The organism is Bacillus nitroreducens (assembly GCF_964021195.1).
This window is the reverse complement of record NZ_CAXHYI020000003.1, coordinates 881,171-902,973: the sequence shown is the minus strand read 5'-3', so window position 1 is coordinate 902,973 and position 21,803 is coordinate 881,171. Positions and strand designations below refer to the sequence as shown.

The window sequence follows — 21,803 nt, the reverse complement described above, 5'->3', positions numbered from 1 at the left end:
ATAAGGAGGGTATTAATATGGCACAGGTACAATATTATGGCACTGGTCGTCGTAAAAGCTCTGTTGCACGTGTACGTTTAGTTCCTGGCGACGGACGCGTTGTAATCAACGGTCGTGACATTGCAGACTATATTCCATTTGAAGCTTTAAGAGCAGTTGTAAACCAACCATTAGTTGCAACTGAAACTGTAGGACGTTATGACGTTCTTGTAAATGTAAATGGTGGAGGTTACACAGGTCAAGCTGGCGCAATCCGTCACGGTATCGCTCGTGCGTTACTACAAGCTGATCCTGAGTTCCGTCCAACTTTAAAAGCAGCTGGTCTATTAACTCGTGACTCACGCATGAAAGAACGTAAAAAATACGGTCTTAAAGGCGCTCGTCGTGCACCACAATTCTCAAAACGTTAAGATATCAACGTTTCAAGACTCTTTTCACTTATGTGGAAAGGGTCTTTTTTATGCTTGAAAAGTGACTTTGACCACATTTTGACCACGAGAATACTTTTTGACCGCTTCTGACCACCAATTATAGCTCAATGTATCTTTGAAACTTTTGGGCGGTTTGCTCTTTTACATAGTCAGTAACATGAGTGTAGATATTCATGGTCATTTGGATGTCGGAATGCCCTAATCGCTCTTGAACCTCTTTTATACTTGCGCCTGCCTCAAATAGAAGTGAAGCATGGGTGTGTCTTAATCCATGAACAGTAATTTTGTGTAAGTTATGTTTTTCAATAAGTGAATTTAATTTATCATTAGGAAAAGCCAATCGAAGCGGGAAACCATCATCCCTTGTGAAAACAAGGTTATTATCGTTGAACAGATTAGGATAAGCTAATTTAACCTCATTAGCTTTTGTTCTCCATTTTTTTAATAGAGAAAGGGATTTACTATCTAAACTAATTAAACGTTTAGATTGCCTTGTTTTAGGTTGCTGAAGGTAATACTTCCCGTTATTAAAGAAGAGAGTTTTTCCAAAGTGAACTGTCTCCGTATTAAAATCAATATCATCCCAAGTTAAAGCTAATACCTCACCTTTGCGAGCGCCAGTATAAATTAAAAGATGAAACAATAAATGATCACGAGGGGTTAATTCCTTTTTTGCGATAGTTAGAAACTGTTTGATTTCTTCCTTTTTCCAGTAATTCCTTTCCTCCGCTTCATTACCAGCTATTAGTTCTTCTTCTCTTTTTGGAATAGTAACATGCTCCATTGGGTTTTTTGAAATAATGTCCATCTTCACAGCATACTTAAACACCTGATTTGCTTGTATCTTATAATCATTAACGGATACTATGTTCTCGGCTATCTCATTTATTACCTTTTGACAATACAATTTTGTAATTTCTTTTATTTTTACCTTTCCAAACCGAGGTAGGATATGCTTTTTAAATTTTGATTCGATTATTTTTTGTGTACTAAGTTTAATTGTTTTAGAGTGGTTTTTAAACCACTGTTTATAAACATCTTCATAAGTTAAGTGGTTATTATTGATTAATAAGCCTTCGTTGATTTCTTGTTCCAACTTTTTAGCAGCCAATTGTGCTTCTTTTTTTGTTTTAAAACCACGCCTTGTGGTTGTTTGCCTTTTTCCGTTTAGAGGGTTAACACCAGTGTCCACTTTAAAAAGCCACATCTGTCCTTTTTTAGTTGTGTATTTTTGAAACGATGCCATTTTTTTTTTTAATATAAAAATTACATTGAATTAAAGAACTAATTTACTCCAATTTAATCAACCCCTTTATTAAAACAATAGTAGTATCTAATCTTTTATTGTTTTTTTAGACGTTCTCTTTTTAAGCGTTGATTATACGTGTTTTCACATGTACTTCTTTTTCTTCCAGGTAATGGTGGGCAAAACTTTCTTCCTTCGTGCGTTACTTCAAAAAGCGATCTGCAGTGTGCACATCTTCTAAATTTAACCCTGTGAGTAACTGCCTCTGAAAGCTGAAAAAAAGCTACCTCTAGTAAATCATCAAACCTGACCCCGGGAACAATTTCATTGTTTTGTATTGCGAACGAAGACTGACCGGATTCGTTACTATTTAATAGATGGATTAGATATTTTTTAGCAATCTGTTGGAGTGATTTATCTTTTGTTTCATTCCAACTTCTCCACAGGGAATGCTCATAGAGGATTAAGCTATCAATTTTATTATTAATGTAATATTCAAGTAGCTGATAAAAATTTGGTTTTGTTTCTTCATCCTCTAGTTCATCCCAGGATAGATCTTCGACATCGTAATCCTCAGCGAGAAATCTTTTATAGATATCATGTTTCGTTTTTCTGTTAGCTTCAATTGCTTTCTTTTTAAACGCCTCTTTAGCATGTTTTAGAATTGGCATTTCGTTTTCGTTTATAGCATTCCATAAATTAAAAGCTTCCTTGTACTCTTTTAAGGATTGGGCAAATGTAAGAATGTCCATTTCATCGTTAGTTACGTATTTAGGGTCAAACCCGGTATTATCAAAATCAAGTTCTTCAGTCAATTCTACAGACACAATATTAGTAGGAAGCCCATATTCAGATGCGAATTTTAATAGATCCTTTTCATTAAGAGGGTCTAATTTGGCTAATTCAGTATATAGTTCAGGTGTATCTTCTAATGGGTTATAGGTATTTAAACTCTTATGCTTAGCTTGAATAGATAGCGCTTCTTTTGTAGCAGCTATAGTTGATAAAACTCCTGTTAGGTTAATGCTTTGTCTTTCCGTATCTGTAATCTCAGAAAATAACTCGTAATCGTGTTCAGTTGGTAAAACGGTATTACCGAAAATATCTTTATTATCCTTTGGTTCACCAAAATAAAATAGCTCATATTCTTTAAAAACGTAGAAATTCGAAATACAGATAGGTTTTATGTAAGCCAACAATCCCATACCCTCCTTGTACCCCATAAAAGTACGCATTAAAGAGGTACCATTATTTGTTATTATGTGGTAGCTTAAATATAACACTACTACAACATAAAAACAATATTATATGTGGTACATGAGGGGGGTGAAAAGATGCTTAAGAATAGAAATAGTGATATCAGGAAAGTAAAAGGTGATATCCCAGCATGGTTAATTGCTGAAAAATTAGGCATTCATGAAAAAACTTTGTATAGCTGGTTACGTTTCGAGATGTCGCGTGAGAAGAAAGAGGATGTATTAAGGGCAATAGAGGAAGTTAAGGAGGAAATGGAATTAAAAAGTGAAGAATATTGACTCACTAAAAAAAGTAAGGCGAGGTAATACTAATGAATTTTAAGTTGGAACTACCAGACGGAACAATTATAGTTAACCAAACTGAATTGAAGGAAGTATTACTAGAAATTTTACAAGAAGCACAAAAAGAACAGGAAGTTGATGAAATTATGACTATTAAGGAAGCAGCTGAATTTTTAAAAGTGAGTGTTCCTACGTTACGTTCATTGATAGATAATAATGAAATCCCCTATTTTCGTAGGGGTCAGGTAATTCGATTAAGTCGTTGGAAAGTAAAGGAGTGGATACGTAGTAAATGAAGTTAGAGCATTTGTTTCTATAATTATAAAACTGAGTGCAGAAAGGAATGGGGAAAATGTTGAATGAAGGCATAGGTTCACAGAATCCAACACTTCAAGCGGCTATTGCTTATAGCGAATTATTAGGGTGGAAAGTATTTCCTATCTTCCATAAAAGCAAAGTACCACTAACCCAGCATGGATTTTATGATGCAACAAGTGATGTTAATCAAATAATAAAATGGTATACAGATAATCCCGGTGCTGGCATTGGTCTTCCAACAGGAAAGCTAAACGATCTTGTTGTTATGGATATAGACCCACGTAACGGCGGGGATATTTCTGTTGAAACACTAATTGGCAAATATGGCGGATTACCAAATACAGTAAAATGCTTAACTCCAGGGGGTGGGGAACATTATTATTTTAATTATGAGAGAAGCATAACTAAAAGTAAATTAGCTGGTTATTCAGGGATTGATATACAAGGTAATGGGAGATATGTCGTACTTCCACCTAGTATACATCCAAACGGTAAGAAGTATGAATGGGCAGCATCTTCTAAGCCAGTTAATAATCCTATAGCTAATGTACCTGACTTTCTATTAAAGCTGCTCCAGGAAAGTAACCAGTTAGAAGTTAAAGAAAATCAAACGAAGGATTACTTAAATATACTCAAAGGTGTAACAGATGGTGAGAGAAATAACAGTATGATGTCATTGATTGGCTACCTAATATCAAAGAAAATTGATTATAGGATTGCTTATGAATTAACAATGTTATGGAATGAAAAGAACAATCCTCCGCTAAAAGTAAATACAGTAACTCGCGCATTTAACAACATATTACAAAAGGAAGCAGCAAAAAAGAGGTGAGGAATATGACAGAGGAATTAGATCATCAAGCAGGAAAGGCGCTTCTAGTGACAACAGAACAAGCAAATGAAGAAGAGAGAAAAACTCAATCGCAAATCCTGATTGATCTTTGTTCTGATATGACACTTTTTCATAATGACCAAGGAGAAGGTTATGCAAAAATAAAAATAAATAATCATCATGAAATATGGAAAATTAATTCCAAGAGAATGAATTTTATTCTGATAGACAGATATATGGGAGTATCAGCAGACAAAGTTCCCTCAGATAATGCATTGAAGGAAACTAAATCAGCACTAGAGGCGAAAGCTGTGTTAAGAGGAAAAAAGGTAAGAATCCATACTCGGATAGCAGAAACAGATGAAGCAATTTATATTGATTTGTGCAATGATGATTGGGAAGTAATTGAAATAAAAAAAGATGGTTGGAAAATAATTTCCGAACCACCAGTATACTTTAAAAGATCTGAAACTATGAAACCATTACCAAAACCATCTCGAAATGGAAGGTTAGATGATTTAAAACCATTTATAAATTACAATAGCGAAGATGATTTTAAATTAATTATATCATGGTTGCTATCAACATTGAAAGAAAATAATCCATTTCCTATTTTAACTATCCAAGGAGAACAAGGAAGTGCGAAAAGTACTACAACAAAAATATTAAGAAAAATTATTGATCCATCAACGCTTCCTCTTAGAAGATTACCTAAAGATGAGCAAGTTTTAGCCATATCAGCTAGTAATACTTGGATTCTTGCTTATGATAATTTAAGTGGTTTATCTACTGCTATGAGTGATTCACTTTGTAAGTTGTCAACAGGTGGCGGATTATCTGTTAGAGAGCTATTTACTACAAGTGAGGAAGCGGTTTTCAATATTATGAGACCATCAATTTTAAATGGTATTGATGATATTGCACAGAGACCTGATTTATTAGACAGGTCGATAATAATTAATTTAACAAGCATAACAGAAGAGAAACGAGTAGATGAAAAAAGTATTTGGAAAATATTTAATCAGAATCATTCAAGTATCTTAGGCGCTTTATGTGATATTGCAAGTAGTGGATTGAAAGAGCTCCCAAACACATTTTTAGAAAGACATCCAAGAATGGCAGACTTTGCAAAATGGATATCAGCTTGTGAAAAAGCATTGAATTGGTCTAATGGTGAATTTATTCGAATTTATAAACGGAACATGGGGAAAGCAATTGACCAGGGGATAGAGTCTAATCCGCTTGCTGTAGCAGTACAATCATTTATGTCAAATAAAGTTGAATGGGAAGGAACTCCAACAGAGATGCTTATACAATTAAAACAAAATGTTGGTGATCATCCAGCTATAAACAGTAAATCTTTGCCTGCGCCAAATAAACTAAGAAGTAGCCTAAGAAGAATTGCTTCACCTTTAAGAACAAAAGGAATTGAATTTGTTGAAATGACAAGGACTGCAAAAGGTGGGAGATTGCTGCTGAAAAAACTACCTACACAGTCTACACAAATTGCACAGACCTCAATAAACCAATGTTAAAAAATGTAGATGAACCTTAAGTTATGTAAGTAGTGAGTCAACATACACAAAAGGAATCCTGACAAATCAATAACAATGAAAGTAATGTATGTAGTGTAGGTTAAAGTGAGATTGTGTAGCAATTCTATAGTGCTAGTTATCCAAAGGGTAACTAAAACTCAAATATCTATTTAAAGGGGAGATATTTAATGACGAAAGCTACAAAAGGCTACAAAAGGGAACATGGCTTAACCGTTGATCAATTAAATGCAATTGACTTGTTAGTTATAGGTAAGAACGATCAAGAAACTGCTGATATTGTTGGTTTAAATAGAGTAACTGTTACAAAATGGAAGAACTACGACTTTTATTTCCAAGCAGAACTAAATAAGAGGAGAAGGGATATATTTGGTTCTTCAATAGACAAAATGAGATCATTAATTCCAAAGTCATTGGAAAGATTAGAAGAAGAACTTGACAAGGATTATGGATGGAAGGTTGCATTAGAAATTATAAAAATTACAGGTATTGGTGACAAGGAATCTCATCGAATTGGACATGCTGATGCCGAGAAACTAATTAAGGAAGAAGCGGAGAAAAGGTCTACTGCTGATTTATTTTCTATGGTAGATGAATCATCAATTGAAGATTTAATAACGGAATATAAAGGAAAGTTGGAAACAACTGAATAATTAACAATAAATCTGCTTCGATAAGACATAGAGGAGTAATATCGAAGCAGATTGGGAGTATAGAATAGGCAGGTATATTAAAGCACCTGCCTTACATAAGTACAAACCATTAAAAAAAGAAATCTTAAGGACTTTTATCTTCATGAACTAATTTCTATAGCTTCAAGTTATAATTGTACAAAAAATAGGTTCGGAACCTCATTAAAAAAACTACGCTACATTACTCCAATACGAAATAAAATTGCTCACAGCATACCTATTACTAATGAGGAATTTATTTTATTGCAAGAAGTATATCGGGGACTTAACAAAGAAGTATCAAAAGTAAAATTAATCTTCCTTAGCAGTGGTTCTTAATTCATCCCATTTTCGCCTTTTAAAATAAAACTGGTTAATATAGTGTCTTTGGTCGTTTATTCGCCACTTTTACATAACTATGTAGCAAATAATTAATATTTTTACTTTTATTCCCTGTATTTTGTTATAGTAGTAGTATATTACTAGGAAATATTACCAGAGAGCCTTTTAGACCAAGATCGATTGTTGGTTGATTTGTAGAGGTAAATTTAAGTCATAAAGGGGTTGGTGTATTAATGACAAAATATTATGCAGTAAAAAGAGGAAGAAAAGAAGGTGTTTATACATCTTGGAATGATTGTAAAGAACAAGTTAATGGATATCCGAATGCAATCTATAAATCATTTTCTACCTATGAAGAAGCTATAAATTTCATTGGTGAGAAAACTACACAAACTTCAGTAGCTTCAGAAGTGACTGCTTACATAGACGGTAGTTATGATGACAGCAAAAAACTATATAGTTATGCAGGTATTTTATTTCTGAAGAATAGTGAACGAATAGAGTTTGCTTATGTCGACGACGACCAGGATTTAATCCAATTACGAAATGTCGCGGGAGAGATTAAAGCTGCAATGCATGTTATAGCTTTAGCTATAAAGAAAGAGGCTAAATCTATCGATATTTATTATGACTACCTAGGGATAGAAAATTGGGCAACAAAAAGCTGGAGGGCAAAAATACCATTTACCCAAAAATATGTGGAATTTATTGATAGAGTTAAACCCAAGATCGTGATTAATTTCAAAAAGGTGAAATCCCACTCTGGTAATAAATTTAATGAAGAGGTGGACTTATTAGCAAAAGAAGCTATAGCAAACTTTACAACAGCTGATGTAGAGTCTTCAACTAGAGATTATGACGAGATATTTAAGGGCTTAAAAGCTAGTAAAAGATCGGTTAACTTGAATGTTTTAGTTAAAAACGAAGTGCTTAATAACGAAAAGATTTATACAATTTTCAAGAAAAAATGGACGTATGAGGGTAATAGATTAAAAGATATTGTGGATTTTAAAACTCTACTGGATACAGAAAATGGGGAAATTATTTTCAAAGTTAATACCGGTAGTAATGAAGAGATTCTTAAATTTAAATTAAAGGAGCTTAAGGAAAATGGCTAAGAATTTATACATAAATATGGAACAATTAGAGGCTGTGATAAATGCCGGTTATACGTTAAAAGGAAGAGAATTAAAAAATGAACCACAAGGATTTTATAGGTATTACATTGAAAAAGAAAGTAGAGAATTCACCTTAGATGTATACTATACAAGAAGAAAGGGAACAACTGTTATATCTAAGTGTGAGGATGGGAAGGAACTCGAACAAGCTATCATTAATAGTATTGAATATAAGGATGTTAAAAGTGGAAGTTTTTCTGCCAGTATATCCGAAAATGTTTTCAATTCCTTAATAGAAATGTTAAATGAGTTACCAAATGTTACTGTTCTTGATCCAGAAGACAAAGGGAGTAACGGTATTATATATAAACTTAATACTGATTTTGGGGATACTGTTACTTTGACATATTTCAAAACAACTAGTAGAATGTTATACCAGGGACTTTTTATGAAACTTTATTCCATAATTAAGTCATATTTGTTAACGGTAGATAGTACAATAACAGAAACAATACATGGTGAGCGAGCTCTTGAGGATAAAGTTGAAGATCACATTCAAACTCATTTTCCAAGAGGTTGGACATCATTAGAACCCACTATACAGGGATTTATTAAAGACAGTTTTACTTTGTTGGAAGTAGATACAAAGCTTAATGACTATGCTGCCTGGGTTATGCCTGTTATTAGGGTACTGGAGTATAGAATTAAGAAAGTTTGTTTAGACTATAATATTATAATCGACGATACTAAAGGATTTAGATACTATACCAACCTGGCGAATCCTAGAGCGATGGATTGGATTTTCGTTATGGATTTCCAAACTGATACTGTAACTGGTGTGAATCCAAATATTAATAATATGCCTGTAGCTGCTAAAGATACAATTGTAGAGTGTTATGACTTTTTACGTAAAAATCGTCATGAAATGTTCCATGCCACTCAAATATTGGCCGGTATGAAATTAGTTGAAACTCGAGATGAGGCACTACAAACGATTATAGAAACGTGTGAAAAGATTGAAAAATCAGTAACATATAATATGAATGTAAGCCAATAAGTTAAGGGAGTGACTGACGTATGAAAAGATATCATATTTTAGATTTGAAGAGTGACTCACGTAAAGTAGTGGTAGCTACTTCGTACGTCAGTCCTCTTTCCCAAGTATACTCTATTGCATATGAATTAAAATCTATGGGTTATAAAGGGGAAGTTATATTTGATCTTGTGTTATCTAATGGTTTTTCGAGCAATAGGTTTTTAAAAATCGAATTTGATGGTGAGAAGCTAAATGTTGGAAAAGTAGAAGTTTTATCGCAGGTGAAGCATAGCATACTAGATGAGATATATAAATTCTTTTACGAGCACCCTGATTATGTAAAAGCAAGTAGTTTATCTAAGCCACAGAAATATATCTTATTAAATAAAGTATTATATGGGGAAACTACAAGTATTACTTGCTAACAGATGATTCTGGAGTTGTCTTGGTATATATTTTATTAAAAGAGCAAAAGTATGAAGTAAATTCATATTTTTGCTCCTTATTTTTTGTTACATTAACTACCCGTTACGTAGTTTGAATTTTGACCACGAAACATATATAACTCTTTTTTTTCTTTCTGTTTATTAGTGAAATCACACAGGGAGGATATTAATCATTTTTATTGTATTTCCTTCGTATTATATACTTAGTTGAAAGAACGTAAGAAGCGCAGCTAGAGGGAGCACAGCCACAATAGTAATTTTATTTAATAAATTAAGCATTAGAAATCCTTTACCTAAGATCCAATGGGAAGAGGATTTTTTAATGCTTAAAAGGAAACTTATGTCATGTGATACACTTTGCCGTGCGTTGAAATTTAAAGAAAAAGTAAAAAGTTAATTGAATTATTATATAACCAATTCATATATCGATAAGAATTAAGTAGGCTTTCGTTGTTTTTTTTGCCCTAATAAGAGGAATATTTTCCTATAACTTTATTAATGGGATATAATTAACGTATAGATGTAAGCAGGGGGTGTATAACATGGTTGAAAGCAATTTTAACTTTCTTTCTGAAAAATGGGATATCTTAGCCAATTTAGGTGAAACTGCAGAACGAAACGTCTTTATAGATCCAAATACAACCTTGATGAAACTCCGTGTGTTTGCAGAAACGTTAACAAAATATGTATTAGCTTATGAAGAAATAAAGGAAACTTATGATACTAAACAAATAGACCGGATTCATGCACTAAAAAGAGAAGATTTAATTACACAAGAACTAGAAGATATTCTTGATACGATTAGAAAAATCGGTAATAAAGCCATGCATGAAGGTTACGGAACGGAAAAAGAAGCTAAAGCATTATTACATATGGGTTTTCGCCTAGCCGTTTGGTTTATGCAGGTTTACGGTGATTGGGAGTTTAAAGAACCACCATACAAGGAGCCAACACCAGTTCATATAGTAGGCGAAAAAGAATTACAAAGATTATCCGATACATATGAAGAGAAAGTAGCAAAGCTCGAACAAGAACTATCCAAACTTCGTCAAGAGCAACTATATGTATCAGATAAAGATAAACTTCAACGAAAGAAGGATGCAAGAACTTTTGGAAGCCAGTTGAATCTTACAGAAGCAGAAACACGCTTGCTTATTGATGAGCAATTACGTGCTACTGGCTGGGAAGCAGATACTGAAGAGCTTCGATATGGTAGAGGTGTAAGACCTGAAAAGGGGAAGAATTTAGCAATTGCAGAATGGCCGTTAAAAACAGGTTTTGCTGACTATGCCCTATTTATAGGTTTAGAATTCGTAGGGATTATTGAAGCGAAAAGACAAAGTAAAAATATCCTTTCCGACATTGAACAGGCCAAAGATTATGCTCGTCTAGTGGAGAAAAAAGCGGATGAAATTATATCAGATCCTTATGGTGATTATTTTGTTCCCTTTTTATTTGCTACAAATGGTAGACCATACTTGAAGCAGCTTGAGGAGAAGTCTGGAATCTGGTTTTTAGATGCTAGAAAAGTAACTAATCATCCTCGTCCACTCAAGGGATGGTATTCTCCACAAGGCCTAAAAGAGCTATTAAAACAAGATATCGAAATGGCCAATAAAAAGCTGCATGATGAAACTTTAGATTACTTAAATTTACGGCCTTACCAAGAAGATGCTATAAAAGCGGTTGAGCATGCAATTGAAAATGGGCAGCGTGAGATACTGCTTGCAATGGCTACTGGAACAGGAAAAACGAGGATGGCTATCGGTCTAATTTATCGTTTGATTAAGCATAGCCGTTTTAAGCGCGTATTATTTATGGTCGACCGCTCGGCATTAGGGGAGCAAGCAGAGGCTGCTTTTAAGGATTCTAAGCTAGAGAACTACCATTCATTTACTGAAATATTTGAGCTTCAATCGTTAGAAGATAAAAAGCCCAATCCTGAAACAAAAGTACATATTGCTACTGTACAAGGGATGTTAAAAAGATTATTTTATTCCCAGAATGATGAAGATAAACCAACTATCGATCAGTATGATTGCATTGTTGTAGATGAGGCTCACCGTGGCTATACATTGGACAAGGAAATGTCTGAAGTAGAGGTATTATTCCGTGATCATCAAGATTATGTGAGTAAGTATCGTCAAGTGTTAGATTATTTTGATGCAACAAAAATTGGACTAACTGCTACTCCTGCTTTGCATACTATTGAAATATTTGGAAATCCTGTATTTACTTACTCTTATCGAGACGCGGTTGTGGATGGTTATTTAATTGACCATGAGCCACCTTATCAATTTGAAACAGTGTTAAAGAAATCGGGTATTCATTGGTCTGCAGGTGACACCGTTGATGTGTATAATACTCGGACAGGTGAGATTGAAACAGAACTGTTAGAAGATGAAGTAGATATTGATGTAGCTCATTTTAATAAAACGGTGATTACGGAAAGTTTTAACCGAGTAATTTTAGCAGAGTTAGCAAAGTATATTGATCCTACTGGCCTTGGGAAAACGTTAATTTTTGCTGCTACAGATGATCATGCAGATATGGTTGTAAGAATTTTTAAAGAAGAACTGGAAGAAATACATGGGCCAATCGATGATAATACGGTTATGAAAATAACAGGTTCTATCAGAAACCCATCCCAGGCAATAAAATTGTTTAAAAATGAACGATTGCCGAATATAGTTGTGACTGTTGACTTGCTTACAACAGGTGTTGATGTACCACCCATTGTGAATTTAGTCTTTTTAAGAAGAGTAAGGTCACGTATCCTCTATGAACAAATGTTGGGACGGGCTACAAGACGTTGTGATGAAATTGGGAAGGACCATTTTTCCATTTATGATGCGGTTGGAATTTATGAGTCATTAAAGCCTTACACCTCGATGAAGCCAGTTGTGAAAAGTCCAAAAGTAACGGTGAAGCAATTGGTTGAAGAATTAGAGCAACTGGAAGACAAAGGTCTGCAAGCGCAGCATAAGGAAGAATTGATTGCAAAAATTCAAAGAAAGAAACAACGCTGGATGGATAAAGACCATGAAGATTTTAAAGTGCTTTCTGGTGGGAAGACAATTAATGAGTTTGTTAAATGGATGAAACAAGCTGATACGAAAGATGTTATTGATAAACTTACTTCTAATCAGAATATTCTCCAGTATTTAGATGAAAACCGAGGAAGACCCGTATTCCAATATATATCGACACACGAGGATGAGATTAAAGAAGTGACTCGTGGATACGGTAATGCAGAAAAACCAGAAGATTATTTACAAAGCTTTAGTCAATTTATTAGAGAAAACATGAACTTAATTCCAGCCCTGCAGATTGTTTGTTCCCGTCCGAAAGATCTGACTCGAGCCCAATTAAGGGAATTAAGGATTGCCCTCGATCAGAAGGGTTTTACGGAAAAAGGTTTACAAACAGCATGGCGTGATGCAAAAAATGAAGATATTGCAGCAGATATTATTGGCTTTATTCGTCAGCAAGCTTTAGGAGATCCGCTCATCGATCATGAAGAGCGAATTAAGCGAGCGATGAAGAAGATATACTCAATGAAGGCTTGGCCAAATGTTCAAAAATCCTGGCTGGAGCGGATTGAAAAGCAGCTTCTCAAAGAATCTGTCTTAGGTCCAGACCCCGAACAAGCTTTTAATGTAGAGCCTTTCAAGAGCCGAGGCGGCTATAAACGGTTAAATAAAATTTTTGGTGGACAAATAGATGATATTGTCCATAAAATTAATAGTGCATTATACGATGAAAAGGAGCAAGCATAAATAATGGGCAACCAAGAGATTGTACAGAAGCTATGGAATTTATGTAATGTTTTGCGTGATGATGGGATCACATACCATCAATATGTAACGGAACTAACATACTTGTTATTCTTAAAAATGATGAAAGAAACAGGAAATGAGGAGACAATCCCTAAAAACTACCGCTGGGACTCTTTAACAGTCCTTCATGGTCTTGAGTTAAAAACACATTATCAAAAACTGCTAATCGACCTTGGTAATGAAGGAAACGATCTGATTAAGCAAATTTATACGAATGCTGGAACAAATATTGATGAGCCGAAAAACCTAGAAAAAATTATTCGTTCAATAGACGAGTTAGACTGGTATAGTGCCAAAGAAGAGGGACTTGGTGATCTTTACGAAGGTTTATTGGAGAAGAACGCAGGTGAAACAAAGTCAGGTGCTGGACAATACTTTACCCCACGTGTTCTGATTGATGTAATTGTTAAATTAGTGAATCCACAACCGGGTGAACGTTGTAATGACCCGGCTGCAGGAACATTTGGGTTTATGATAGCTGCAGACAGTCATGTACGTGAACAGACGGATGACTATTTTGAGCTTGGAGAGAAAGAAGCAGAATTTCAAAGGAAGCAAGCATTCACTGGAGTGGAGCTTGTTCGTGATACCCACCGCCTCGCATTAATGAATGCCATGCTTCATGATTTGCAAGGAGAAATTATCTTAGGAGATACGCTATCCGATATCGGAAGAGACTTGAAGAACTTTGATGTCATCCTAACTAATCCTCCGTTTGGAACGAAACAAGGTGGGGAGCGGCCAACCCGTGATGACTTGACCTTTACATCTACGAATAAGCAGCTGAATTTCCTGCAACATATTTACCGGGCATTGAAACCAGACGGAAAAGCACGGGCAGCTGTTGTATTACCGGATAACGTATTATTCGAAAGTGGAGTAGGGGAAAAAATACGTGAAGACTTGATGAATAAGTGTAATCTGCATACAATTTTACGCTTACCAACTGGTATCTTCTATGCACAAGGTGTAAAAACAAACGTTCTTTTCTTTACTCGTGGTAAGACAGATACAGATAATACAAAAGAAGTATGGGTTTATGATTTACGTACAAATATGCCGAATTTTGGAAAGCGGACACCACTAACAGAGAAACACTTTGAAGGATTTATAAAAGCTTATAAAGCGGAAGATAGAAGGAATGTTAAAGATGAACGCCTTAACGTGTTTACACGTAAAGAGATAGAGAAAAAGAATAATAGCTTAGATATTGGTTTAATTGCAGATGAATCATTATCTGTTTATGAAAATTTACCAGATCCGATTGAATCAGCGGAAGAAGCTATTACCAAACTTGAACAAGCAGTTGAGTTGTTGAATGAGGTTGTGGCAGAACTTCGAGATATTAAAGATGGTAAAGTTGCTACTGAACCTGCTGAGGTGGTTAGTAATGAGTAAAAAGCCTAAAAAGCATAAGACAGTTAAGGAATTTTATATGAAAGCCCTGGTGTCAGAAGATGACCAGCTAAATCAAATAAAGGAAAACTGGTCTTGGGTTAAGTTAGGGAGTATCTGTGATATTAATATGGGGCAATCACCTAAAGGTGAATATACTTCCCTAAATGATGAGGGAGTACCATTAATTGGTGGTCCAGCAGATATGGGAGATATTTATCCTAATGCCAAAAGATACACTAGCAAACCAACTAAGTTATCTAAAGTAGGGGATTTGATAGTATCAGTAAGGGCAACTCTTGGTAAAACAAATATTTCTAATGGTGAATATTGTCTTGGTCGTGGGGTTGCTGGAATTTCATCTGATATAGTAGATGTTAAATTATTGCGTTATTATTTTGAAATTATTAGTGATTATTTATATAAAATTAGTACGGGCACTACCTTTTCTCAAATCTCGAGGAAAAATATTGAAGAGTTACCTTTCCCATTAGCTCCAGCTAAAGAACAGAAGAGAATTTTAAGTAAAGTAGAACGTCTTTTAAACAAATTAGACGGAGCAAAAAAATTGATTGAGGAAGCAGAGGAGACATTTGAACACCGGCGAATAGCTATTCTCGATAAAGCTTTTCGAGGAGAGTTAACTGTAAAGTGGCGATGGGCTAATCATGGTCATACAATGGATACGTTACTTAATAAGGCTAAAAAGCATGAGGATGTTGACATTCAAGAGCCTCCTTTTGAGTTACCAAAAGGTTGGAAATGGGTACAGTTCCATGAGATTGTTGATAACTCTAAATTAGGATTAGTAAGAAGCAGTAAGGAGCAAGGGGCAGAAAATCAATATTTTTATATAAAAATGAATAATATTACCAGTACAGGTGAACTTGATTTAAATAAAGTTACGAGGGTAGATCTCGAGGATGAAAAAGTAGAGGCGTTTAGTTTAAAAAAAGGTGACTTTCTTTTCAATACAAGGAATAGTATCGAACTTGTCGGTAAAAGTGCTGTATTTACCTTGAATACCGAAGAACCGATACTATTTAACAACAATATACTAAGAGTTAGGTTTGTTAAGGGAATTAATCCCCAATTTATTAATTATTATTTTAATTCCTTTACAGGTAAAAGAATGTTAAATGCACTAAAGAGTGCTACAACAAATGTTGCCGCTATTTATGCAAAAAATCTAAATCAAATGTTTGTTCCAATACCGCCTATTGCCGAACAAGAAAAAATAGTGAACCTTGTTGAAAATATATTAGAAAAAGAAAAAATAATAGGAAATAAAATCAATTTGTTTAAAAGTCTAGATTTGTTAAAAGAGAGCATCCTTAATAAAGCCTTTAGAGGTGAACTTGGTACAAATGATTCATCAGAAGAAAGTGCATTTGAATTATTAAAAGAAGTACTAGATTCACAGGTAGAGTAAAGTGGAGTTTTTGTGACCACATTTTGACCACGGAACATATATAAGGGTATATTATCCAATTTTATTAAACGCAAAAAAGCCCTATAAAATAAGGCTTTTTGCAAATGGTTTTGTTCCGTATTCTTTCATACTTTATTTATAAATGAAAGAACGTAAAAAATACGGTCTTAAAGGCGCTCGTCGTGCACCACAATTCTCAAAACGTTAATATGGACGTTTCAAAGACTCTCAACCACTTTGGTTGGGGTCTTTTTTTGTTTAGAATGGGAATCTTAGTATAAGCAAATCCTTTATATATGGAAGTTCTTTCATTCACTTATTTATCGAAATGTAATGTATACTGGATAATATAGGAGAATTTTTAATATAATTAGCTCGATTTGACGTTGAGTTTCGGAGTGTTTAATTAAGGAGGTACAAAGTAATGAGTAGGTTTCCTAAAGATGCGATGCGGATGCTAAAAGAAACAAGCCGTACATTTTATATTCCTATTACTTTTTTGCAAAAGGAGTTAAAAGATTCGGTTGCATCTGCTTATTTAGTTTTTCGGGCGATAGATGAGATTGAAGATCATGAAGAAATAAGCAATGATGTAAAATATACAATTTTAACAAAAGTAAGTGATTTATTTAAACAATCATTTAATCATGAAGAGTATGTAAGAATACTAGGTCCAGTAAAAGACAAAATGCCAGAAGTAACTCTTCGTTTGGGAGAATGGTTGGAAGCATGCCCAAAGGATGCTTTGCCAATTATCATGGATGCTGCACAAGAGATGGCTTTTGGAATGGCAAAATGGTCAAAGGCAAACTGGAATATTCGTACACGTGAAGATTTAGATGACTATACATACTACGTTGCAGGACTTGTAGGTGTCCTACTATCGGATTTATGGGAACGCTATGGTGATGAAAAAACGGACCGCGAACTTGCTATTGGATATGGGCGTGGACTTCAGGCGGTAAATATCTTGCGTAATGAGAAGGAAGATTATGTTGAACGTGGTGTAAGCTTTGTGCCAGATGGTTGGAGCCGCGCAGATTTATTTGAATATGCAGAAGAAAACCTTGGAAAAGCCGATGAGTATATGAAGTCCCTTCGTAAGAAAAGCATTATCTTGTTCTGTCGTCTACCACTTGCCTTGGCACATAAAACGTTAAAAGCGCTCAAAGAGGGTCGTGAGAAAATGACACGTGCAGAAGTAGAACAAACGGTAGAAGAAATTCAAACCAATTAACGGTGCAGCAGTACTTTTGTTTAGAATATACATAGGCGTTGGTTCTTATAGTTTGAGGATAAGGGAAGGTGTTGGTAGTGGCCAATTCTATTGAAAAAAGAAAATCTCAACATATTCAAATTACGTTGAATGAAAAGGTGACAGGAGAGTCAATCTCAACAGGATTAGAAAAGTTTATGTTCGTCCACAATGCGCTCCCCGAAATTGATTTTGATGAAATCTCCATTGAGGCCACATTCTTAGGGCATACCTGTAAAACACCTTTTCTGATCAGTTCTATGACGGGTGGTACTGAATTCGCTGAGACCATAAATCGTAATTTAGCCATAGCGGCCGAGGAAAGGGGCTGGGCACTTGCACTTGGTTCCACCCGTGCACTTCTAGATAGTGATAGTCACTCATCTTCTTTCATGATGAGGGAGTATGCCCCAAGTGTCCCGATTATAGCTAACTTGGGGGCTGTTCAGTTTAATTATGGCTTTGGTATTGATGAATGTAAAAAAATTATCGAAATGACCGAGGCAAACATGCTTGTACTTCATTTGAACAGTATTCAAGAAGTCATTCAGGAAAACGGAGATACGAACTTCAAGGGATTATTAAATAAAATTGAGCAATTGTGCAATACGTTGGGAGTGCCTGTTGGGGTCAAGGAAGTCGGATGGGGAATCGATGGCCAGACTGCCAGAAAATTGCTTGATGTAGGTGTGGCGTTTATTGACGTTGCTGGGGCTGGTGGTACTTCTTGGAGCCAGGTAGAAAAGTTTCGAGCTAGCGATCCAATACGAAGGGTTGCAGCTGAAGCGTTTAGCGAGTGGGGGATACCAACGTCAGAATCGATCCTATTAGTTCGTGAAGAGATGGGTGATCGGCCGCTGATTGCCAGTGGAGGAATCATGAATGGGCTGGACGGAGCAAAATCACTTGCACTTGGAGCTGACTTTGTTGGGTTCGGACGAGCTATTTTAAAGGAAGCGACACAAAGTGCCGCTGATGTCATTGAATTGATGGAAATTCGTGAAATGGAATTACGAATGTCGATGTTTGGCGTTGGGGCACGGACAATCCAGGAATTGAAGAACACACCTCGTTTGAAGCGAATTTAATTATACGAACAAACATAGGGTTATTGAGTTGCACACAATTGAATAGATAATAGGATGAGCCCTCAACCATTTAGTTGAGGGTTTTTGATGTTAAAAATCCTAATAAAGTATCAACGAGATGCAATTTTTAACTAAAATTTTCCAAGTGTTTATGGTACGCTTATATGTAGAGAAAGTCATGTAAAGTGTTCGAATTTACACTTCAATTGAGGAGTGATTGTTATACTTGGAATATACCTCGCTGTTATTGTCAGTATTGGCATACCTCTAATAGTCTTTATATATGCTTGTTTTAAAAAATATTATATACCGTTTTTACTTGGTGTAGTGACATTTATGGTGTCACAAGTTTTGTTACGTATCCCATTATTGGAGTATTTAGCGAAGAATAGTTCTGATTACCTCTTGTTTAGTGCAACAAATCCGATCTTATTTGCTATTGTCGTGGGTGGATTATCCGCTGGCATTTTTGAAGAAATGTCCCGTTTTCTTGTGATGAGGTTTATGATGAAGCTAAAGGAATGGAAGACAGGCTTTATATTTGGTGTTGGTCATGGTGGAATCGAAGCTGTTATATTTGTTGGTATAAGTGCATTTTCTCTATTGTTTTCACCTACCGCTATTTCCTACAATGAGTCATACGCAATAGCTGGCGTTGAACGATTCTTTGCGATTGTCTTGCATGTGGGTCTATCCATCATCGTTTTACAAGGAGTTGTACAGAAGAGATTTCGCTATGTTCTACTCGCAGTATTGATTCATACGTTTGTAAATTCATTAGCAGGAATTTTACCCTTTTTTGTACCAAAGGAAAGTTTAGTATTGGTTTTAGAAACCACAATCGCGGTTTTCGCATTATTGATGTTTTGTTATAGCTTAATACTAAAAAGAAAGGGAGTTTTACAATGATGAAGAAGATGTTGTTGATGGTTGTTGGTGTTGTTATCGTGTTGACTCTTGTTGCATGCGGAAATAAAGTGGATGAAGCAACCTCAGAAAAGTATATTGCGAAGGCAGAGGAAGTAGTGTCCTTGTTAAATGAAGGTAAGTATGGGGACGTACATGCCATGTTTGATGAACAAATGAAGACTAGTTTACCAGAAGAACAAATGGCTCAGCTGACTCCAATCATTGAACAATCTGGTGATTTTAAGGAAATAGATAAATCTTCAATAGAAGAAGAACAGGACTACTATGTCGTTGTCCTAGTTGCGAAATACAGTCAGGAGAATAGAGTATATACGATTAGTTTTAATAAAAAAGATGAAGTAGCAGGGCTTTACATAAAGTAGCAGCGTTGGACAACTCTTCGTCAAAATTAAAGTTATTTCATGAAGTTTGCCCACATATGATGGATTAGAACGATTTGATTCCAAAGGAGTGGGTAAAACTGAGTCGTCTTCAGAAATCAATGTTAGGTGCCTTTATTGGTGCATCTTCTGCGGGAATGTGGCTAGTTGTAGATCTCTTACTTCCTGAACCTATTGGGGACTATTTATTGTTTCTTATTATGGGTGTAGTCAATACGGTCATTGGTTGGCAGTTTGGAAGGCTAGTTGGAAAACAAAAGGAACCTGTTGCTCACCAATCAGAGGATAGTCTTAAAACGTCGGATATATAGAAAATGGGGCCCTCAATCAAGTGGTTGAGGGTCTTTTTACATTTTTGCAAAAACGAAACTAAGTTTATGCATAGTTTATTTTGGTAGTTGAGGTAGTTTGTGTTGGGCGCATGATTAGATTGATACAGTAGGAAACTATCTGTCAAAGGGGGGTTCTTATTTTTATGAATGTGATTACAACCTTCAAGGAAAAACGGAAAGAAAAGCAAATCAAGTATGAACGTAAAATGCTACGTGAACTTTCAATAGAAGATTTAAAAAAGAGTGTAGTGGATGCCTTTAGCAGTTTTTTTAGAATGGATACAATCCTAGGAAGTGCTGTTGAAGAGGGGTGCCTAGATGTTGCAATAGAATCATACTTGTTAGGGGCTAAGTATAGTAAGTTTGCTTATTATGGAGAATCGATTGAAGAAGTAAAAAAGAGATGTTACAGATTTGAAAAAAACCTAATCGACGCTTTGTATGAGTTTATTTGCTACTGGGGACATATTGGCGAACATGGTTTTGTTAATGAGTCACTTTACTATACTTGTGAATACTATGTCACCTATTGGTGGACGGAAGGTTTCCAGAAAGGAGAAAAAAGATACCGGCTCAAATTGCATTAGAATTTTTAATCATATATACTCTCCTTGTCCCATATATTTAATTAGGACATGCAGGAGGGAAATAATGAACAAGAAATTAAAAATTACTGGTATCCTTTTAGGAGTAGTTATTTTGTTTTTATTTATACAGTTTAGATTTCTGGATAAAGATGTGTGGGATCCCTGGAGCTTACCATTATCAGGGAAGTTCATTATTATTGACCCTGGGCATGGTGGTCCAGATGGTGGGGCTATGAGTGGGGATATTCAGGAAAAAGATATTGCGTTAGAAATCTCCCGTAAGCTCCGTGACTACTTACAACAACAAGGTGCTTTAGTCCAAATGATTAGGGAAGAAGATGTAGATTTAGCACCTGAAGGCATGAGGGGTTACAGTAAACGGAAAACAGAGGATTTGAAGAAACGCGTGCAGTTAATCAATGAATCAAATGCGGATTTATTTATAAGTATTCATTTAAATGCTATCCCATCTCCTAGGTGGAGAGGGGCGCAAACATTTTATTTTAGTTCCTATAAGGAAAATGAAGAATTAGCCAAATTCATTCAGGATGAATTTCGTACCAATCTAGGCAATACAACTCGTCAAGCAAAAGCAATTAATGGGGTGTATTTATTAAAAAGCGCGAAGAAACCTGGTGCGCTAGTAGAAGTAGGTTTTCTCTCTAATCCAGAGGAAAAGGCTCTGTTAGTACAAGATGAATATCAAAACAAACTTGCTGCTTCTATCTATACTGGTATTAACCGCTATTTCTCGAATGAAACGGGGCTGTCCAAAAAGTCACTGAAAAATGACTTTTGAGGACAGCCCTCATTTTTTGTTTTTTGGGTTTACTAAAAAATCTGGTGTTGATTTCCGCTGCAGGTACTCGCTTTCCGCGGGCGGTCCGGGAGCCTCCTCGTCGCAAGCTCCTGCGGGGTCTCCCCTGGCCACGCTTTTCCCGCAGGAGTCTCGTACCTTCCGCTACAATCAACAAGGTTACAAAATTTAATAGTATTGACTCGTAACTTTTAAAAAAACACACAAAAAAATCATC

The 21,803-nt window shown here is 35.4% G+C and carries 21 protein-coding genes and 1 pseudogene; 20 read left to right on the top strand and 2 right to left on the bottom strand.

Features of this window, described 5'->3' with window-relative positions:
- Positions 1-17: 17 nt before the first annotated feature.
- Positions 18-410, top strand: coding sequence for a 30S ribosomal protein S9 (gene rpsI / locus ACWPVE_RS08250; protein WP_453992385.1), 393 nt, complete (start codon positions 18-20; stop codon positions 408-410).
- A 118-nt stretch (positions 411-528) separates the two neighbouring features.
- On the opposite strand, the gene ACWPVE_RS08245 is transcribed toward rpsI (ACWPVE_RS08250), so the two are convergent.
- Both ACWPVE_RS08245 and ACWPVE_RS08240 read right to left on the bottom strand, forming a co-directional pair.
- Positions 529-1,638 carry a site-specific integrase gene (locus ACWPVE_RS08245; protein ID WP_453992384.1) on the bottom strand — a complete coding sequence of 370 codons (1,110 nt, stop codon included), beginning with the start codon at positions 1,636-1,638 and terminating at the stop codon, positions 529-531.
- A gap of 134 nt (positions 1,639-1,772) precedes the next feature.
- On the bottom strand, positions 1,773-2,876 hold the full coding sequence (locus ACWPVE_RS08240; protein WP_453992382.1) for a hypothetical protein: 1,104 nt from the start codon (positions 2,874-2,876) through the stop codon (positions 1,773-1,775).
- Positions 2,877-3,011: 135 nt separating this feature from the next.
- On the opposite strand from ACWPVE_RS08240, the gene ACWPVE_RS08235 reads away from it, so the two are divergent.
- The 19 genes and pseudogenes from ACWPVE_RS08235 to cwlD all read left to right on the top strand — a co-directional run bounded on the left by ACWPVE_RS08235 (position 3,012) and on the right by cwlD (position 21,568).
- Positions 3,012-3,212: a hypothetical protein gene (locus tag ACWPVE_RS08235; RefSeq protein ID WP_453992380.1), complete on the top strand. Its 201-nt coding sequence runs from the start codon at positions 3,012-3,014 to the stop codon at positions 3,210-3,212.
- A 32-nt stretch (positions 3,213-3,244) separates the two neighbouring features.
- Positions 3,245-3,511, top strand: coding sequence for a helix-turn-helix domain-containing protein (locus ACWPVE_RS08230; RefSeq protein ID WP_453992378.1), 267 nt, complete (start codon positions 3,245-3,247; stop codon positions 3,509-3,511).
- 56 nt (positions 3,512-3,567) lie between these two features.
- Positions 3,568-4,365: a bifunctional DNA primase/polymerase gene (locus ACWPVE_RS08225; RefSeq protein ID WP_453992376.1), complete on the top strand. Its 798-nt coding sequence runs from the start codon at positions 3,568-3,570 to the stop codon at positions 4,363-4,365.
- A gap of 5 nt (positions 4,366-4,370) precedes the next feature.
- The gene (locus ACWPVE_RS08220) at positions 4,371-5,900 is read left to right on the top strand and encodes a hypothetical protein (protein ID WP_453992374.1); all 1,530 of its coding nucleotides are present in this window, start codon (positions 4,371-4,373) and stop codon (positions 5,898-5,900) included.
- Between the two features lie 188 nt (positions 5,901-6,088).
- Positions 6,089-6,571 carry a hypothetical protein gene (locus tag ACWPVE_RS08215; RefSeq protein ID WP_453992372.1) on the top strand — a complete coding sequence of 161 codons (483 nt, stop codon included), beginning with the start codon at positions 6,089-6,091 and terminating at the stop codon, positions 6,569-6,571.
- 593 nt (positions 6,572-7,164) lie between these two features.
- Positions 7,165-8,049, top strand: coding sequence for a ribonuclease H1 domain-containing protein (locus ACWPVE_RS08210; protein WP_453992370.1), 885 nt, complete (start codon positions 7,165-7,167; stop codon positions 8,047-8,049).
- Positions 8,042-9,106: a type II toxin-antitoxin system RnlA family toxin gene (locus tag ACWPVE_RS08205; RefSeq protein WP_453992368.1), complete on the top strand. Its 1,065-nt coding sequence runs from the start codon at positions 8,042-8,044 to the stop codon at positions 9,104-9,106. The genes ACWPVE_RS08210 and ACWPVE_RS08205 overlap by 8 nt, the downstream gene beginning before the upstream one ends.
- Positions 9,107-9,126: 20 nt before the next feature.
- On the top strand, positions 9,127-9,510 hold the full coding sequence (locus ACWPVE_RS08200) for a type II toxin-antitoxin system RnlB family antitoxin (protein WP_453992366.1): 384 nt from the start codon (positions 9,127-9,129) through the stop codon (positions 9,508-9,510).
- Positions 9,511-10,073: 563 nt separating this feature from the next.
- Complete coding sequence (hsdR, locus tag ACWPVE_RS08195) at positions 10,074-13,310, top strand: type I restriction-modification system endonuclease (RefSeq protein ID WP_453992364.1); 3,237 nt, start codon at positions 10,074-10,076, stop codon at positions 13,308-13,310.
- Positions 13,311-13,313: 3 nt separating this feature from the next.
- On the top strand, positions 13,314-14,768 hold the full coding sequence (locus ACWPVE_RS08190; protein ID WP_453992362.1) for an N-6 DNA methylase: 1,455 nt from the start codon (positions 13,314-13,316) through the stop codon (positions 14,766-14,768).
- The gene (locus tag ACWPVE_RS08185) at positions 14,761-16,197 is read left to right on the top strand and encodes a restriction endonuclease subunit S (RefSeq protein ID WP_453992360.1); all 1,437 of its coding nucleotides are present in this window, start codon (positions 14,761-14,763) and stop codon (positions 16,195-16,197) included. The genes ACWPVE_RS08190 and ACWPVE_RS08185 overlap by 8 nt, the downstream gene beginning before the upstream one ends.
- A gap of 142 nt (positions 16,198-16,339) precedes the next feature.
- Positions 16,340-16,405, top strand: a pseudogene (gene rpsI / locus ACWPVE_RS08180) (30S ribosomal protein S9); the annotation flags it as partial.
- Between the two features lie 216 nt (positions 16,406-16,621).
- Positions 16,622-17,434 (top strand): squalene/phytoene synthase family protein, encoded by an 813-nt coding sequence (locus tag ACWPVE_RS08175; protein WP_453992358.1) that lies wholly within the window; start codon positions 16,622-16,624, stop codon positions 17,432-17,434.
- A gap of 77 nt (positions 17,435-17,511) precedes the next feature.
- On the top strand, positions 17,512-18,540 hold the full coding sequence (fni, locus tag ACWPVE_RS08170) for a type 2 isopentenyl-diphosphate Delta-isomerase (RefSeq protein ID WP_453992356.1): 1,029 nt from the start codon (positions 17,512-17,514) through the stop codon (positions 18,538-18,540).
- Between the two features lie 222 nt (positions 18,541-18,762).
- Positions 18,763-19,449, top strand: a complete 687-nt coding sequence (locus ACWPVE_RS08165; RefSeq protein ID WP_453997421.1) for a YhfC family glutamic-type intramembrane protease — start codon at positions 18,763-18,765, stop codon at positions 19,447-19,449.
- The gene (locus ACWPVE_RS08160; protein WP_453997419.1) at positions 19,449-19,832 is read left to right on the top strand and encodes a DUF3887 domain-containing protein; all 384 of its coding nucleotides are present in this window, start codon (positions 19,449-19,451) and stop codon (positions 19,830-19,832) included. The genes ACWPVE_RS08165 and ACWPVE_RS08160 overlap by 1 nt, the downstream gene beginning before the upstream one ends.
- Before the next feature lie 74 nt (positions 19,833-19,906).
- Positions 19,907-20,161, top strand: a complete 255-nt coding sequence (locus ACWPVE_RS08155) for a hypothetical protein (protein ID WP_453992354.1) — start codon at positions 19,907-19,909, stop codon at positions 20,159-20,161.
- A 164-nt stretch (positions 20,162-20,325) separates the two neighbouring features.
- Positions 20,326-20,769, top strand: a complete 444-nt coding sequence (locus ACWPVE_RS08150; RefSeq protein WP_453992352.1) for a YbaK family protein — start codon at positions 20,326-20,328, stop codon at positions 20,767-20,769.
- A 64-nt stretch (positions 20,770-20,833) separates the two neighbouring features.
- A complete protein-coding gene (gene cwlD / locus ACWPVE_RS08145; protein WP_453992350.1) occupies positions 20,834-21,568 on the top strand; it encodes an N-acetylmuramoyl-L-alanine amidase CwlD in 735 nt (244 codons plus the stop codon).
- Positions 21,569-21,803: the final 235 nt, after the last annotated feature.